The 15,331-nt window shown below is 68.8% G+C and carries 14 protein-coding genes and 3 pseudogenes; 4 read left to right on the top strand and 13 right to left on the bottom strand.

Annotated elements, in window-relative coordinates:
• Positions 1 to 59 precede the first annotated feature (59 nt).
• The 3 genes from ACZ69M_RS49530 to ACZ69M_RS49520 are packed head-to-tail and all read right to left on the bottom strand — an operon-like array spanning position 60 to position 1,938.
• Positions 60 to 596 carry a MarR family winged helix-turn-helix transcriptional regulator gene (locus ACZ69M_RS49530; RefSeq protein WP_470060280.1) on the bottom strand — a complete coding sequence of 179 codons (537 nt, stop codon included), beginning with the start codon at positions 594 to 596 and terminating at the stop codon, positions 60 to 62.
• Between the two features lie 20 nt (positions 597 to 616).
• The gene (locus ACZ69M_RS49525) at positions 617 to 1,789 is read right to left on the bottom strand and encodes an FAD binding domain-containing protein (RefSeq protein WP_470060279.1); all 1,173 of its coding nucleotides are present in this window, start codon (positions 1,787 to 1,789) and stop codon (positions 617 to 619) included.
• The gene (locus ACZ69M_RS49520; protein ID WP_470060298.1) at positions 1,777 to 1,938 is read right to left on the bottom strand and encodes a hypothetical protein; all 162 of its coding nucleotides are present in this window, start codon (positions 1,936 to 1,938) and stop codon (positions 1,777 to 1,779) included. The genes ACZ69M_RS49525 and ACZ69M_RS49520 overlap by 13 nt, the downstream gene beginning before the upstream one ends.
• Here ACZ69M_RS49520 and ACZ69M_RS49515 point away from each other — a divergent pair.
• Positions 1,939 to 2,499: pseudogene (locus ACZ69M_RS49515) on the top strand (MsnO8 family LLM class oxidoreductase); the annotation flags it as partial.
• A 44-nt stretch (positions 2,500 to 2,543) separates the two neighbouring features.
• Positions 2,544 to 3,545 carry an oxidoreductase gene (locus ACZ69M_RS49510; RefSeq protein WP_470060278.1) on the top strand — a complete coding sequence of 334 codons (1,002 nt, stop codon included), beginning with the start codon at positions 2,544 to 2,546 and terminating at the stop codon, positions 3,543 to 3,545.
• Positions 3,546 to 3,812: 267 nt separating this feature from the next.
• Here ACZ69M_RS49510 and ACZ69M_RS49505 read toward each other — a convergent pair whose 3' ends face one another.
• The 3 genes from ACZ69M_RS49505 to ACZ69M_RS49495 all read right to left on the bottom strand — a co-directional run bounded on the left by ACZ69M_RS49505 (position 3,813) and on the right by ACZ69M_RS49495 (position 7,979).
• Positions 3,813 to 5,246, bottom strand: coding sequence for an amino acid permease (locus ACZ69M_RS49505; RefSeq protein ID WP_470060277.1), 1,434 nt, complete (start codon positions 5,244 to 5,246; stop codon positions 3,813 to 3,815).
• A gap of 260 nt (positions 5,247 to 5,506) precedes the next feature.
• Complete coding sequence (locus ACZ69M_RS49500; protein WP_470060276.1) at positions 5,507 to 6,565, bottom strand: threonine aldolase family protein; 1,059 nt, start codon at positions 6,563 to 6,565, stop codon at positions 5,507 to 5,509.
• Between the two features lie 301 nt (positions 6,566 to 6,866).
• Entirely contained in the window at positions 6,867 to 7,979 is a 1,113-nt protein-coding gene (locus ACZ69M_RS49495) for an alkene reductase (protein ID WP_470060275.1), read from the bottom strand.
• Between the two features lie 488 nt (positions 7,980 to 8,467).
• Here ACZ69M_RS49495 and ACZ69M_RS49490 point away from each other — a divergent pair, with 488 nt between their 5' ends.
• Complete coding sequence (locus tag ACZ69M_RS49490; RefSeq protein ID WP_470060274.1) at positions 8,468 to 8,989, top strand: pyridoxamine 5'-phosphate oxidase family protein; 522 nt, start codon at positions 8,468 to 8,470, stop codon at positions 8,987 to 8,989.
• A 308-nt stretch (positions 8,990 to 9,297) separates the two neighbouring features.
• Positions 9,298 to 10,428 carry a DUF3500 domain-containing protein gene (locus ACZ69M_RS49485; protein ID WP_470060273.1) on the top strand — a complete coding sequence of 377 codons (1,131 nt, stop codon included), beginning with the start codon at positions 9,298 to 9,300 and terminating at the stop codon, positions 10,426 to 10,428.
• 19 nt (positions 10,429 to 10,447) lie between these two features.
• On the opposite strand, the gene ACZ69M_RS49480 is transcribed toward ACZ69M_RS49485, so the two are convergent.
• The 7 genes and pseudogenes from ACZ69M_RS49480 to gcvT form a co-directional block, all read right to left on the bottom strand.
• Positions 10,448 to 10,771, bottom strand: coding sequence for a hypothetical protein (locus tag ACZ69M_RS49480; RefSeq protein ID WP_470060272.1), 324 nt, complete (start codon positions 10,769 to 10,771; stop codon positions 10,448 to 10,450).
• 60 nt (positions 10,772 to 10,831) lie between these two features.
• Positions 10,832 to 11,020: a serine dehydratase beta chain gene (locus tag ACZ69M_RS49475; protein ID WP_470060271.1), complete on the bottom strand. Its 189-nt coding sequence runs from the start codon at positions 11,018 to 11,020 to the stop codon at positions 10,832 to 10,834.
• A gap of 14 nt (positions 11,021 to 11,034) precedes the next feature.
• Entirely contained in the window at positions 11,035 to 11,424 is a 390-nt protein-coding gene (locus ACZ69M_RS49470) for a hypothetical protein (RefSeq protein ID WP_470060270.1), read from the bottom strand.
• 131 nt (positions 11,425 to 11,555) lie between these two features.
• A pseudogene (gene lipA / locus ACZ69M_RS49465) lies at positions 11,556 to 12,504 on the bottom strand (lipoyl synthase).
• 1 nt (position 12,505) lies between these two features.
• Positions 12,506 to 13,802: pseudogene (glyA, locus tag ACZ69M_RS49460) on the bottom strand (serine hydroxymethyltransferase).
• Positions 13,803 to 13,804: 2 nt separating this feature from the next.
• A complete protein-coding gene (gcvH, locus tag ACZ69M_RS49455; RefSeq protein ID WP_470060269.1) occupies positions 13,805 to 14,179 on the bottom strand; it encodes a glycine cleavage system protein GcvH in 375 nt (124 codons plus the stop codon).
• Between the two features lie 25 nt (positions 14,180 to 14,204).
• Entirely contained in the window at positions 14,205 to 15,305 is a 1,101-nt protein-coding gene (gene gcvT / locus ACZ69M_RS49450; RefSeq protein WP_470060268.1) for a glycine cleavage system aminomethyltransferase GcvT, read from the bottom strand.
• Between the last annotated feature and the right edge of the window lie 26 nt (positions 15,306 to 15,331).

The raw sequence follows: 15,331 nt of genomic DNA, 5'->3' as shown, positions 1-15,331 counted from the left end.
GCGGCTGCTGTTCTTGGGCTCCTGCCAGGGGCGGACTGGCCGGCGCTGCTGGGTGCTTGTCAGCCGCGAGAACCTCCGGATCCGTCCTGTGCCACGAGGCCGCGGTGCTCCGGCGCAAGATAGGGCGCTGACGTCGTTCCCCAGGTCATGCCTTTGCTGTGCGGCTCCAGGCGCGGCGCCAGTTCTGGCTGCCTGACGGCGTCGTCGTAAGCGTGCCTCAGGGCCGCGTTGTACGTCGGAAGTGCCGCTGTCAGGAGCCTGAGGCCCCCCTTGGTGACATTTGTGTGGATGCGGCGCCGGTCGGCGGGGCATGGGTGGCGCTGCAGCAGTCCGTGGTCCTCGAGTCGCGTGACCAGGCGCGATGTGGCGCTCTGGCTGAGTGTGACCGCGTCGGCGACGTGTCGCATCGGGAGGTGGCCGCCTGCGCCGTCACGCTGGCGGCTCAGGACGTCAAGGAGCAGGTACTCGCGTGCACTCAGCCCGTGCATGTCCTGCAGTGCTCGTTCGATGCAGGATTTGATCAGCCCGTGCAGTCGGGACAGGACATGCCAGCACTGAGCCAGGGAAACAGGTGTGGGATCTGCCGTGGCCGTCATGGATACTCCTCAGCCCGCACTTATCCGGCTGGGCCGGTGACGGGTGCGGCCCCGGGGCCGTTGAGTCCCAGACGCTGTCCCAGGCCGACGCCATGCCGGTAGAGGGCGGCTCCCTCGGCCAGCCGGTCCCTCTCCCATGCCTCCAAGGCGGCATCCACCGACGGGATCTGCTGCAGGGCGGTGAACAGGGCGATGGCGTCGGCGGCCGCCTTCTCCGCGCTGGCGGCGGTGTGCGGCCGTACGACGAACGCGGCGTCCCCGGTCAGCAGCGTCCGGTCCTTGCGCATCCGGGAGACCTGGCCGTCGAGGATCGCCTGCGCGAACGGCTCGCGGGTGTGCTCGACCAGCTCGCGCAGGGGCTGAGGCAGCAACCTCCGCGCCCGGTCCAGGAGTTCAGTGTGGGCCTGCGGTGCGATCAGTCCCGGCGGCAGGGACAGTCCGTGGGCTGTGCCGTTACGGTCGGTGGTGATGCGGTCGAGGCCGCCCGCCTCGGCCCGCACGTACCACACCCAGTTCATACGGCGCTTTCCGGGCTCGGTCGCACCGAAGTCGCCAGGGATGAAGTAGCACAGGAACTGCGTGCGGTCCCCGTCGTAGAAACTGAACCGGTCACGGAAGACTGTGCTCAGCTCCTCGGGGAGTTCGGCCTCGTCGATCACCCCGCGGTATGCGACGTATCCGGCGTAGCGCGGAGTGTCGTCGGGTGAGACGAGGCCGCGATGGCGGGAGGCGGAGCCGTCCGCGATGATCGCCAGGTCGACGGGATGGGCGGTCTCACCGACATGAACGTCGACGCCGTCGGAGTGGGGCGTGAGCGCGTCTACCTGCTGCCCGTCGCGGTACCGCGCACCCTCGAGCCGGTCCCGTAGGGGTTTGTAGATGGCACCCCAGGAGATCATCCGCTGTCGCATGAGCGTTTGGTGGCTGCGTCCGTCCGGGGCGAAGAACTGCCGGTGGGTGACCGGGACGCTGACATGGTCCGGGTCGATGCCGCAGAACATGTTCAGAAACCATGCGACGCTCGGCTGGAGCACGATGCCCGCGCCGTGGTCGTCGGGGCGGCCCGAGGACCGCTCCCAGACGGTGACGGCGAGGCCGAGTTCGGCGAGGGCGACCGCCTGGAACAGGCCGCCCAGGGAACCGCCCACGACCCCCACCGACTTGATCTCCGAGAGGCTGGTCACAGGGAGCACGCCCCGTCCTCGCAGGTGGCTCCGTTGGGGACTTCGGCGGCATGCCGCTGGAGGATCTCCATGAGTGCCTCGGTGGGGACCGCGCCGTTGACCGCCTTGTCGCCGACGATCAGCAGAGGCACCCCGCGCAGACCCAGGTACGCGACCACCTCGGCCCCGCCCGGCCGACCCAGCGGGTACGGGCGATTCCCGGGCAGGGCTCCCAGGTGCCGGTCTTCATCCTCGGCTCCTCCACCTTCGGTGCCGCCCTGGCCGCCCAGGAGGGCCTGCCCTACGTCTTCGCCTCGCACTTCGCCCCGGACCAGCTGCTGCTCGCGCTCGACACCTACCGCTCGAATTGCTGCCCCTCGGCCGTACTGGACAAGCCGTACGCGATCGTCGCGGCCGGTGCGGTGGTCGCCGAGACGGACGAGAAGGCGCGCCGCGTCTTCACCTCCATGCAGCGCCGCTTCCTCACCCTGATACGCGGGAACATGCAGTTCCTGCCGCCCGTGGATGACATCGACGCGATTTGGACGCCGGCCGAGCGCGCGGCCGGCGGGTCTATGCTGCGCGAGTCCCACGTCGGCTCGCCAGCTACCGTCCGCAAGGGACTGGCCGAGCTGGCCGAGCGCACCCGGGCCGACGAGCTGATGCTCATGTCCGAAGCCTGGGACCTCGATGACCGCATCCGCAGCCACGAACTGCTCGCCGAGGCCTGGCACGCCTGATTGGCCCCCACCTGCCCCGACCCGTCCTCGCGAGGAGCAGCACTGTGAATGCCACTTTGTTCGAATCATTCGGCCTGGGCCCCCTCAGCTTTCCCAACCGCGTCGTCATGGCCCCCATGTCGCGGGCACGGGCGGGCGCCGACGGCACTCCCACCGACCTCATGGCCACCTACTACGCACAGCGGGCCGGCGCCGGCCTGATCGTCGCCGAGAGCACCCACGTCGCCGAGGACGGCCGCATCGGGCCAGGTGCCCCGGGCCTGCACACCGACGCCCACCAACGCGGCTGGGCGCGCGTCGAGGACGCCGTCCACGCCCGCAGGGGCCGGATCTTCGTCCAACTGGTCCATGCCGGACGTCTGGCCCACCCGTCCTTCCTGCCCGGCGACTCGCAGCCCGTCGCCCCATCCGCACGAACCGTCGACACCGAGGTCTACACAGCCGGCGGGCGGCGACCCGCAGTCCAGCCGCATGCGCTGGCGGAACCGCAGATCCACACAGTCATCGACGCCTTTGCCCAGGCCGCCCGGCGCGCCGTGGCCGCAGGACTGGACGGTGTCGAGATCCATGCTGCCAACGGCTACCAGCTCCACCAGTTCCTCGCCGACAACGCCAATGCCCGCACCGACGGCTGGGGCGTCACCCCGGAGGGACACGCCTGCCTCACCGCCCAGACGGTGCGGGCCGTGGCCGCGGCGATCGGGCCCGAGCGCGTGGGCCTGCGCATCTCGCCCTGCGACAGCTATGGAGGCCTGCGGGAACCGCTCGCACACCACACATACCCCACACTGATCCAGACCCTGGCACCCGACCGCATCGGCTATCTTCACCTCACCGAGACCGGTGACCACACGCTCGACGAGCAGATACGCGATCTGTGGCCCACCGCGCTGATGGTCCCCCCGGGCGGCCGACCCCAACGACACCACCAAGGAACGCGCCGCCCATGCCTGGCTGCGGCGCGGCGCCGACCTGGTTGCCTTCGGCCGAGGCTTCATCGCCAACCCGGACTTCGTTACCCGCCTGCGCACCGGAGCCCGCCTTGACACCCCGGTGGAGACCGGCCTGTACGGCGGCGATCACCGTGGCTACACCGACTACCCGGCCCTCGACGACCTCACAGGGGCCGCAGCCGTTCCCGTGTGAGGCGCCGGGATGCGTGGCTCCACCTGAGTCCTCTGCGGACGATGTCGCCCGGTCCGAGCGCCTGGAAGCTGAACTTCGGTGCCGTGCGGCCGCACGGCCCGATGAGCCTCCCCCGGCGGGGCACGCGGGCCGGCTGCTCGGACCCCGAGGTACCGGAACGGGCGTCACTACGCTCGGAGATGGCGTGAGTCGGATTGCGCGGACACGCGCTTGGAGATGCCGTAGCCGACAGTGAGGACCGCGAACCAGACGCCCCAGACGTACAGACCAAGACGGGCGTTGGCATCCGCCGCCATCAGGATGACGACGAAGCCGAGCGAAAGAAGGGCGATCCAGTTGGTTACCGGAGCGCCCGGCATACGAAAGTCCGAAGCAGGCAGCTCACCGGCACGGACCTTGGAGCGGTAGCGCATGTGACAGACGACGATCGTGATCCAGGTCCACAGACCCACGCACGTGGAGACCGAAGTGATGTAGATGAACGCCTTGCCCGGCGAGATCACGTTGACAACCACGCCGACACCCATGACCAGCGTGGACAGGACGAGCGCGGGGAGCGGCAGTTTACGGGAGCTGAGCTTGGCCATGGCCCGTGGTGCCTCACCGTTGAGGGCCAGTCCGCGCAGCATGCGGCCGGTGGAGAACATGCCGGAATTGCAGGAGGACAGAGCGGCGGTCAGTACGACGAAGTTCATGATGCTTGCCGCCGCCGGGATACCGACCTGGGCGAAGACCTGCACGAAGGGACTGACGCCGGGGGTGTACTTGGTCCAGCTGAGGACGGACATCAGGACGACCAGCGCACCGACGTAGAAGATGCCGATGCGGATGGGGAGGGTGTTGATCGCCTTGCGCAGTGTCTTCTTGGGATTCTCGGCCTCACCCGCGGTGACGCCGACCAGCTCCACGCCGAGGTAGGCGAAGATGACACCCTGCATGGCCAGCATCGCGTGCCACGCACCGTTCGGTGCGAAACCGCCGTCGGCCCACAAATGGGTGACCGAGGCCGTGTCCCCGACCGACGAGAAGCCGAAGGTGAGCACGCCGACGCCGATGACGATCATCCCGATGATCGCGACGACCTTGACGGTGCAGAACCAGTACTCCAGCTCGCCGAAGATCTTCACGGAGATGAGGTTCGCGAGGAAGAGCACGCCGAGGGCGACCGCCGCAGTCACCCAGACGGGTACGGACGGCCACCAGTAGTTGATGTAGAACCCGGACGCGGTGATCTCCGACATGACGGATGTGATCCACAGGGCCCAGTACGACCAGCCGGTGACGAACCCTGCGAACGGGCCGAGGAACTCGCGGGCGTGGTCGGCGAAACTGCCGGAAGTGGGCCGGTACGTGAGCAACTCACCCAGGGCCCGCATGATGAAGAAGATCACGACGCCGGCAGCGGCGTAGCACGCGATCAGGCTCGGCCCGACCTTGGAGATGCCGCTGGCGGACCCGTAGAAGAGACCGATCCCGATGGCGCCGCCGATGGCCATCATCTGGACCTGGCGGGGGCTGAGCGCGCGCCGATAGCCCTCGTCGGGCACGGACGACGCGGCTGGGTCTCCGCTTTGCTGGGCTTCGGTCTGTATCGACGTCATGAGGGTGCGTCTTCCTTTCGTTCCTGTTCGTCCCTGTCAGCGGACTGGGGCAGGGTGTCGTGGGCGCCTCAGGGGAGGGTGTCCCGTACGACTGAGCGCGCCTGAGCGAACTCGGCAGCGACAGCGCCGAGTTCGCAGGTCTACGCGTACTTGCCCTCCAGCAGTTCCACGGCGACCTCAGCGAAGAAGCTGCTCTCCGCGATGGCCGGTGTGACTGCCTCGCCGACGCAGGCTCGGAGTGCCGCGACGCGCATCGCGGACTACTGGTGAGCGGTGTATCGACGAATGGCACCAAGCAGATCGGCGACGTCCTGCGGTGTGGTGGCGAAGGAGGTGACGAAGCGGACGACGCCCGGCTCCCAGCGGTCGTGGTAGAAGACGTAGCCGTCCGACAGCAGCCCTTCGGTGATCTCCCGGGGCATGCGGCAGAAGAGGATGTTGGCATCGGCGGCACCGACCAGTTCGACTTCAGTGTTGGCCTTCAGGCCCTCTTGAAGGCGCGCCGCCATGGCGTTTGCATGCGTCGCGTTGCGCAGCCACAAGCCGTCGGTCAGGTAGGCGTCGAGCTGAGCGGCGTGAAAGCGCATCTTGGCGGCGAGCTGACCGGCGCGCTTGGCCCGGAAGGCCAGTTCAGCGGTGAGCGTGCGGTCGAAGACGACAATGGCGTCGGCGGTCATCGTGCCGTTCTTGGTGGCCCCGAAGGACAACAGATCAACCCCCGCTCGCCAGGTCATCTCGGCGGGAGTGCAGCCCAGGGAGGCTACGGCTCCGGCGAAACGCGCCCCATCCATGTGCAGGCGCAGGCCGGCATCCTTGGTGATGGAGCCCAGAGCGAGGATCTCGTCGACTGCGTAGACGGCTCCGGTCTCGGTGGCCTGGGTGAGGCTCACCACGGAGGGCTGGACACTGTGGATGTCCCCGGCTTTTTGCCGCACGCCCAGTCTCAGTTCGGCAGGGTCGATCTTGGCGTCTTCGCCGCCGAACGGGGCGAGTTTCGCACCCGCGGTGAAGAACTCCGGTGCCCCGCATTCGTCGGTGTTGATGTGACTCTCGCGATGGCACAGCACGCTGCCCCAGGGCGGGGCCAGGGCGGCCAGACACAGTGCGTTCGCGGCAGTACCCGAGGAGACCAGCAGTACGTCGACGTCACGCTCGAAGATGTCGCACAGGCGGCGCCTCACGCTGCTGGTGATGCTGTCGGCACCGTATGGCCGGGCCTGACCGGATGCTGCCCCGGACACGGCATCGAGAATCTCCGGAGACGTGCCTGCCGCGTTGTCGCTGTTGAACAAGCGAGACCCAGGGGAGGCGCTGCTCATATTCAAGAGTCCTTAGTCTCTGACGTCAGTGGGGCGGGCGACGGCCGCGTCGGCATACTGAACGACACGCCGAATGCCCACTGGTGTTCGGGGCATTCCGCACACCCGAACTCGTGCTACCAACTCCGGTTCGGTTCGCCGGCGTTGCACCGGCTCAGAGAAGTCGAAGAGGGCAACGAGAAGCAGTCGACCCGGCTGACACGGGCGGGCAGTTCATGCTCCGCCCACGTCAGCTCAGTTCGCCTTGGGTGACCGCTGTGCAGCCCACACGTGCGGCCAGACTTCGATCAACGTGTGCCCATCAAGCGGCGGGATCGTCGGCCAGCGACGGGTAGTCGATGTAGCCGTGGTCGCCGCGACCGTAGAAGGTCGCCGTGTCGGGTTCGTTGAGCGGGGCGTCCTGGGCGAAGCGCTGCGGCAGGTCCGGGTTGGCGATGAAAGCCCGGCCGAACGCGATCGCGTCGGCGCTGCCGGAGGCGACTGCCTCGGCCGCCGTGCCCTTGGTGTAGCCGCCGGCGGCGATCAGCGTACCGGTGTAGCGCCGGCGCACCCAGGCGCTGTCGATGGCGTCGGCCGGCCGGGCGCTGCTCTCGTAGCCGGAGATACCGGGTTCGACCAGGTGCACGAAGGCCAGGCCCAGCGGGGAGAGCGCACGCAGCACGTGGTCGAAGAGCTCCTGGGGCTGCGAGTCGGCCATGTCCTGGAAGGCGCTGCTGGGCGAGAGCCGCACGCCGACACGGTCGGCTCCGACGACGCGGATCAGTTCCTCGACGACCTCCATCAGCAGCCGTGCGCGGTTGGCCACGGGGCCGCCGTAGGCGTCGGTACGGTGGTTGGCGTTGTCCTGGAGGAACTGGTCGATGAGGTAGCCGTTCGCGGCGTGGAGTTCGACGCCGTCGAAACCGGCCCGTTGTGCGTTGCGGGCAGCCACGCCGTACTGGGCGACGATTGCGGGGATCTCCTCGATCTCCAGCGCGCGGGGCTTGACGAAGGGGACCCAGCCGTCCCTCGCGTAGCTCAGGCTGCCCTCGATGGCGATGGCGGAGGGGCCGGCCGGCGTCTTGCCGTCGGGCTGGACGGTGGGATGGGAAGCACGGCCGGTGTGCCAGAGCTGAGCGACGATGAGGCCACCCTCGGCGTGCACGGCGTCGACCACCGGCGCCCAGGCCTCGACCTGCTCGTCGCTCCACAGGCCGGGAATGCCGGGGTTGCCGACGGCCTCAGGGGAGATGCAGGTTCCTTCGGAGACGATCAGGCCGGCGCTGGCGCGCTGCGTGTAGTAGCGCTCGGCGGACGGACCAGGGCGCCCGTCGGCGTGCGCACGGGTGCGGGTGAGCGGCGCCATGACCAGACGGTTCGCCAGCTTGAGTGCACCGATCGCGACGGGATCGAACAGGGAAGGGGCGGAAGACATGAAACTCCTTGGTACGGTGGTCAGATGCTGAGGACGACTTCGAGGGCGCCGGTCTCAGCGGCCCACAGGAAGGCGCCGTGGGCGGCTCGTCGGGTGGGAGGCGGCGGCTGATGAGCTGTCTGGCGTCGAGGGCGCCGGGGAAGCCGACGGCATCGATGGTGGCGCCGTGGCCGTCGGTCGATTTGCCGACCAGCTTGTGCACCTCGCCCTCGCCGACGGCGTGGGCGGCGCCCAGCCCGGGGCCACCTGTACCTGGCCGCTGAGGACGCCGACCTCGTAGCCGGCTGCCAGGATGTCACTGATGCACGTCACTCCCCTCTTGCCGGGGCCCTTGCCGGTCGTCACAGCATGTGGGCCCACCGCCGAGGGTTCACTGTGCGGGATCACAGAAATGAACGGGCCAGCTGTGCTGCGCCCCATATCACCAGGGGCGAACCACCACCTACGGTCGGCCTCATACCCCCTTCTCATCGGTGAGGAGTTGGAAGATGTCGATCTCCGTGTCGAAGTTCCGGGATGTCGCCGACGGCACCCAGGCGGGCCAGTTCCAAATTGGCGACCGTGCCGCCGTGACGAGCCTCAGCGACCTCGACCCCATCTACAAACAGCTGCTCGACGGGCCGGTCACCGCGGTCGTGTCCGTCACCGGCAGCACCGGCCTGTCCAACCTGACCCCGGTGTGGTTCGACTATGAGGGGGACCTGGTGCTGTTGAACCTGGCGTCCCACCGCAAGAAGGTCGAGTGGCTGCGCCGCACGCCCAAGGCGTCGTTCCTGCTGATGAATCCTGAGAACCCTTACCACTGGATGAGTATCAAGGCCACGGTCAGCCGGGAGATCTCCGAGGACGATCCCGCTGAGGGCCCCCGGGTGACCGCACAGCTCGATCGCATGTGGACCAAATACATAGGCAAGCCCGGGCCGTATGCGCTGCGCGAACCGGGAGGCAACGAGCGACGCATCCTCTTCGAACTCCGCGTCGACTCGCTCGCCACCTTCGGCCGTCCCTGAGCCACGGCCCGCCGGCCGTCGGTGACTTCGGCGCAGGTGGTCTGCCGGGCCTGTCCCACACACCTCCTGGTCCGGCAGGGCGATCTTGACGTGGTGCCGGTGCTCCGGCCTGCTGCGGCGAGACCCCCACGAGCTCTCCGGACTGCTTGAGAGCAGCCTGACCACGGCGTCGTGTACGTGTGAGGGCGGCTCTCACATTCCTCCCTGGCGTTGTCCTCGGGGTATTCGCCATCCCCGGGCTCACCACGCCGCATATTTGCACCACTGTCGCCCCCTGAGGGCCGGTTAACCGCCGAGGAAGGGAAACGATGACGGAACGGAATCCGGCCGTGGGCATGGTCGAGGCCGCGAGGGCCTGGCTGGAGAGCCTCGACGGCGGGCAGCGTGCGGCGGCCGTACTGCCGTGGCCGTCCGAGGAGGAACGCCACCGCTGGTACTACACGCCGACCGACCACGGGGGACTCCCGCTGCTTCGGATGCGTCCGGCGCAGCAGAGCCTGGCGATGCAGCTCGTCGCGACCGGCCTCTCCCGGGCCGGTTACGTGACAGCCTCGACGATCATGGGCCTGGAGAACGTCCTGGACCAGGTGGAGGGCTGGCAGGTGGGCTGGGGGCGGGAACGTGGACGCGACCCCCAGATGTACTGGCTGCAGATCTTCGGCGAGCCGAGCGTGGACGGACCGTGGTCCTGGCGGTTCGGCGGCCACCACGTGTCGGTGCAGCATGCGATCGCCGACGGACGGGTGGTGGGCAGCAGCCCGAGCTTCCTCGGGGCCGATCCCGCCGAATCCCCGCTGCTCGGCCCGCACCTTCTGCGTCCACTTGGTGCCGCGGAGGACCTGGCGCGGGACCTGGTCCGCTCGCTCGACGAGGAGCAGGCGGCCCGTGCCCTCCTCTCTCCCGTCGCCCCGGTCGACATCGTCGGCGGAAACCGCCCGCGCATCGGTGACGGCGACCTGGTGATGGCGCTGCCGGAGCTCTGGCGCGGACGGTTCACCGAGCCGCACCTGGCCGAGCGGGTCCAGTCGATGCACGGCGACGCGGAAAAGCAGGCAGGAGCCCAACCGGAGGACCACGAAGCCGTCAAGCTGACCACGGCGCCGAAGGGGCTGTCGGCTGCCCGCATGTCCGCCGGACAGCAGGAACAGCTGCGGGCGCTGCTGGAGGTGTACCTCGGCCGGATCCCCGAGGAACTCGCCGAGCGCGAGGCGGCGAAATTCACCGGTGACAAGCTCCACGACATCCACTTCGCCTGGGCCGGCGGCGTCGAGCGTGGCCAGCCGCACTACTACCGCCTCCAGGGCCCTCGCTTGCTGGCGGAGTACGACAACACCCAGCGCGACGTCAACCACATTCACACGGTCTGGCGCGACCCGGAAGGCGACTTCGGCGACGACGTCCTCGCCGGCCACCTCCGAGAATTTCACGGCCTCGGCTAACTGGGCCGTCACCTCCGCATCATCCGATAGCCGGCTTGGGCCTCTCGTTGCCCGGCCACCAGTGGGTCCGCATAGAGCCGCTGGTGCCCGCCCGGGCATTGAAGAGGGCGGGCGATTGCGGGATCACCAGCAGGTGATCCCGCAATCGCATGGGTAGCCCACCGGTTCGTCGTGCATGAACCTGCCCGCACCAGGCCAGTTCGTTCCCCACCGTGATCGAACTGACGGAGAGGCCGGTGGCCCTGGTGTGCGCCGGCAGCTTCGCGTCGGTAGAGCACAGGTAACGCACCGGCGTGGCGTCGGGGACGATCCGGAGGGCGTCGGACTCGTCGTCGCGCAGCACGAAACCGCCGCCGACGGAGTAGGTCCGCAGCGACGAGGCGCTTGTCGAGCAGGCGCAGGCTCAGCGTCGTACGGACCCGGTCCATGACCGGTCCGGCCAGCGCGGGGCGACGTGTTTGGGGGGACCATTCAGACCGAGCATGACCGCTTGCACGCCGTGCCCGTGCCCGGAGGCGCCGAGCGAGCCGAACAGTTCGACATGGACCCGGCGCATGTCCTCCAGCAGCCCGTCCCCGTGGGGAACAGCCACTCGTAGGGTCCCGCTCACCGGGTCGTCGCATCGCCGGAAATCTGCGAGCGTGACGCGTACGGCAGCCACGAACCCGAACGGGAGCCGACGGCCTGCACGGTCATGTCCGTGGTCGCCCGCACGGCGATCTGAGTCGGGCACACGGAGTCGTCGAAGGCGAACGACAGCTTCTCGCTGCGGTCGGCGTGGCTGCGGTCGTCAACACGGACGGATTGCCCATGCGCCGGCCCCTTACTGCTGCGCGTTGCGTGCATGATCGGGATCCAGCGGGTGGCGGTCACTGATGTGCTGGACGGCGAGCAATCGGTGGCTGACAGTGTCGCGCAGAGCGTCGAGCCAGCCGCGGGCACCCAGGCGCTCCGCGAACGGGTCCGGTGCGGCAAATCAGGCTCGAAGAAGGCCATTGCGCAACTCCATGACTGAACTTGCCCTTTCAGGGAGAGTTGCACAGTGGCCTTCCCCTGTTCGGGGAGCCGTCACCCTTTTCGGATGGGTGCCCCGAACGGATGCCTGCGCACGTCCGAACCCTGATCGGCTACGCCCCGCGGCGTGAAGCCGTCAAGGCCTGCTGGTAGAGCCGTCCTGCTCGGTAGGAGGAGCGGACCAGAGGACCCGACATCACTCCGGCGAAGCCGATCTCCTCGGCTTCTTGCCTCAGTTCGACGAATTCCTCGGGCCTGACCCACCGGTCCACCGGGTGGTGCCGAACCGAGGGCCGTAGATACTGGGTGATGGTGATCAGATCGCACCCGGCGTCGTGCAGGTCCCGCAACGCGGTCGAGATCTCCTGCCGGGCCTCGCCCATGCCCAGGATCAGATTCGACTTGGTGACCAGCCCGAACTCCCGTGCCGCGGTGAGCACCCCGAGAGACCGCTCGTAGCGGAACGCGGGCCGGATGCGCTTGAAGAACCGCGGTACCGTCTCGACGTTGTGCGCCAACGCCTCCGGCCGGGACTCGAACACCTGGGCCAGCAGTTCGGGGACGCCGTTGAAGTCCGGGACCAGGTTCTCCACTCCGGTATCCGGGTTCAGCGCGTGGATGTGCCGGACCGTCTCGGCGTACAACCAGGCACCGCCGTCTGCCAGATCGTCGCGGGCCACCCCGGTGATGGTGGCGTACCTCAACCCCATCGTGGCCACGGACTCGGCCACCCGGCGCGGCTCGTCCCGGTCCAGAGGCGGGGGCTTGCCGGTGTCGATCTGGCAGAAGTCGCAGCGCCGGGTGCACTGGTCACCGCCGATGAGGAAAGAGGCCTCGCGATCCTCCCAGCACTCGAAGATGTTCGGGCAGCGCGCCTCCTGGCACACCGTGTGCAGATCCTCGCTCTCGACCAAGGCTGCGCAGCTGGTTGTACTCGGGTCCCATCTTCGCCCGAGCCTTGATCCACTCGGGCTTGCGCTCGACCGGGGTACGGCTGTTCCGCACCTCCAGCCGCAGCAGCCTGCGGCCGTCCGGCGCGGGGGAGGGGGTGAGGCCACTCATCTCACAGCTCCGGGTACAACGGGTGTGCGGCGGCGAGCGCGGCCACACGGCTCCGTAGTTTGGCGGCGATGCTCTCGTCGTAGGCCGGCTTGAGGGCCTCGGCGATGATGTCGGCGACCTCGGCGACCTCGGCGACCTCGGCGACCTCGGCGAATTCGGCTTCCGCGAAGCCACGGCCGGCCAGGGCCGGTGTACCGATCCGGAGCCCGGAGGTCACCATCGGCGGGCGGGGATCGAACGGTACGGCGTTGCGGTTCACCGTGATGCCGGTGCCGTGCAGGCGGTCTTCCGCCTGCTGCCCGTCGAGCTGCGCCCCCCCGCAGGTCGACCAGCACCAGGTGCACGTCGGTACCGCCCGACAGCACCGACACACCCGTGTCCGCGACATCGGGAGCGCTCAGCCGCTCGGCGAGGAGCCGGGCGCCCGCGACGGTGCGCTCCTGGCGCTCGCGGAACGCCGGCTCGGACGCCATCTTGAAGGCGACGGCCTTGGCCGCGATCACGTGCTCCAGCGGGCCGCCCTGCTGGCCGGGGAAGACCGCACTGTTGACCTTCCTTGCGACGTCCTGGCGGTTGGTCAGCACCACTCCGCCGCGCGGGCCGCCGAGCGTCTTGTGCGTGGTGGTGACCACGTCGGCGTACGGCACCGGACTCAGATGGAGCCCGGCGGCGACCAGCCCGGCGAAGTGCGCCATGTCCACCATCAGATACGCGCCGACCTGGTCCGCGATCCGCCGGAAGGCGGCGAAGTCCAGCTGCCGGGGATACGCCGACCAGTCCGCGATGATCAGCTGCGGCCGGTGCTCCTCGGCGAGCCGCTCCACTTCGGCCATGTCGACGCGGCTGGTCTCCTTGAAGACGTGGTAGGCGACGACGTTGTAGAGCTTGCCGGAGAAGTTGATTCGCATGCCGTGGGTGAGGTGACCCCCGTGCGCGAGGTCCAGGCCGAGAATGGTGCCCCCCGGCTTGAGGAGCGCCGTCATCGCGGCGGCGTTCGCCTGGGCGCCGGAGTGCGGCTGCACATTGGCGAAGGCCGCACCGAACAGCGCCTTCACCCGGTCGATGGCGAGGGACTCCGTCACATCGACGTGTTCGCAGCCACCGTAGTAGCGGCGCCCCGGGTAGCCCTCGGCGTACTTGTTGGTCAGGACGGAGCCCTGTGCCTCCATCACCGAGACCGGTGCGAAGTTCTCGCTCGCGATCATCTCCAGTGTGCTTTGCTGGCGCCGCAGCTCGGCCCGTACGGCGGCGTGCACCTCGGGGTCGAAGTCGGCGAGAGTGCGGTCCAGGACAGACATCTTCAGGCGCCTTGGGTGAGGGCCGCGTAGGCGGCCGCGTCCAGCAGATTCGGCGTACCGGTGATCCGCATTTGGAACAGCCAGCCCGCTCCGAACGGGTCGCTGTTGACCAGGCCGGGGTTGGCGACCACGGCTTCGTTGATCTCGACGACCTCGCCGTCCGCGGGGGCGAACAGGTCGCTCACGGACTTGGTCGACTCGATCTCTCCGCACGTGTCGCCGACCGTGATCGTGGCGCCGACGGCAGGCAGGTCGAGGTAGACGACGTCGCCGAGCGCGTCGGCGGCGTGGGCGGTGACACCGACGGTCGACACCTCGCCGTCGGTCGCGATCCACTCGTGGTCCTTGGTGTACTTCAGGTGGCTGGGCAGGCTCATGGTCTTGCTTCTCCCGTAAAGGTGATCAGGCTTGGCGGCGGTAGAAGGGCAGTGCGACGACCTCGGCGTGTGCCCGGCTGCCGCGGACGTCGACGAGCAGCTTGGTGCCGGGCTCGCTCCGTTCGGCGGGCACGTAGGCCATCGCCACGGGGTGGCCGAGGGTGGGCGACAGGGCACCCGAGGTGACCTCGCCGATCTGCTCGCCGGTATCCGGGTCCAGTACGGCGTAGCCGGTGCGCGGGGCGCGGCGGCCGGTCGAGGCGAGTCCGACCAGGGTGCGGCTCGGTGCCTGGTCGCGCAGGGCGGCAAGGGCCGTCTCGCCGACGAACCCGCCGGGCTTCCCGAATGCCACCACTCGGCCCAGCCCCGCGTCGAACGGTGTGGTGCGGACGGTGAGCTCCTGGCCGTACAACGGCATGCCGGCCTCCAGGCGCAGGGTGTCGCGGCAGGCCAGGCCGCAGGGGGCCAAGCCGTGTGCCGCACCTGCCGCGCTGACGGCCTGCCAGAGGGCCACCGCATCCTGGGGGCGGCAGTAGATCTCGAAGCCGTCCTCGCCGGTGTAGCCGGTGCGGGCGAGCAGCACGTCGCGGTCCGCGATCCGTGCCGGGTCGATCGCGTAGTACTTCAGCGACACCACATCCACGTCGGCCAGTTCGCTGACGATCGCCGGCGAGTTCGGTCCCTGGACCGCGATCAGCGCCCAGTCGCCGGACGCGTCCCTGATCGTGGCGCGATAGCCGTCGATCCGGTCACGCAGGCAGGACAGCACGACCAGTGCATTGCCGGCGTTGGCCACGACGAGGTACTTCTCCTCGGCCAGGCGGTAGACGACGAGGTCGTCGAGCACGCCGCCCGTCTCGTGGACCAGCATGGAGTAACGGGCGCGGCCGACGGCGATCTTCGACGGCCGCCCGACCAGTGCGTGGTCGAGCGCCCGGCCCGCTTCGGGACCGGACAGCTCGATCTCGCCCCTGTGGGTCAGGTCGAAGATTCCGGCGGCTTTCCGTACGGCGTGGTGCTCGGCCAGTTCGGAGGTGTAGCGAAGCGGCATGGACCAGCCGGCGAAGTCGGTGAACGACACACCGAGCTGCGCATGGACGTCGTGAAGGGGTGTCTTCTTGGACATGTTGGTTCTCTCTCAGACCGTGACCG

The organism is Streptomyces sp. NPDC107454 (assembly GCF_055582885.1).
This window is presented reverse-complemented; position numbering and strand designations above follow the sequence as displayed.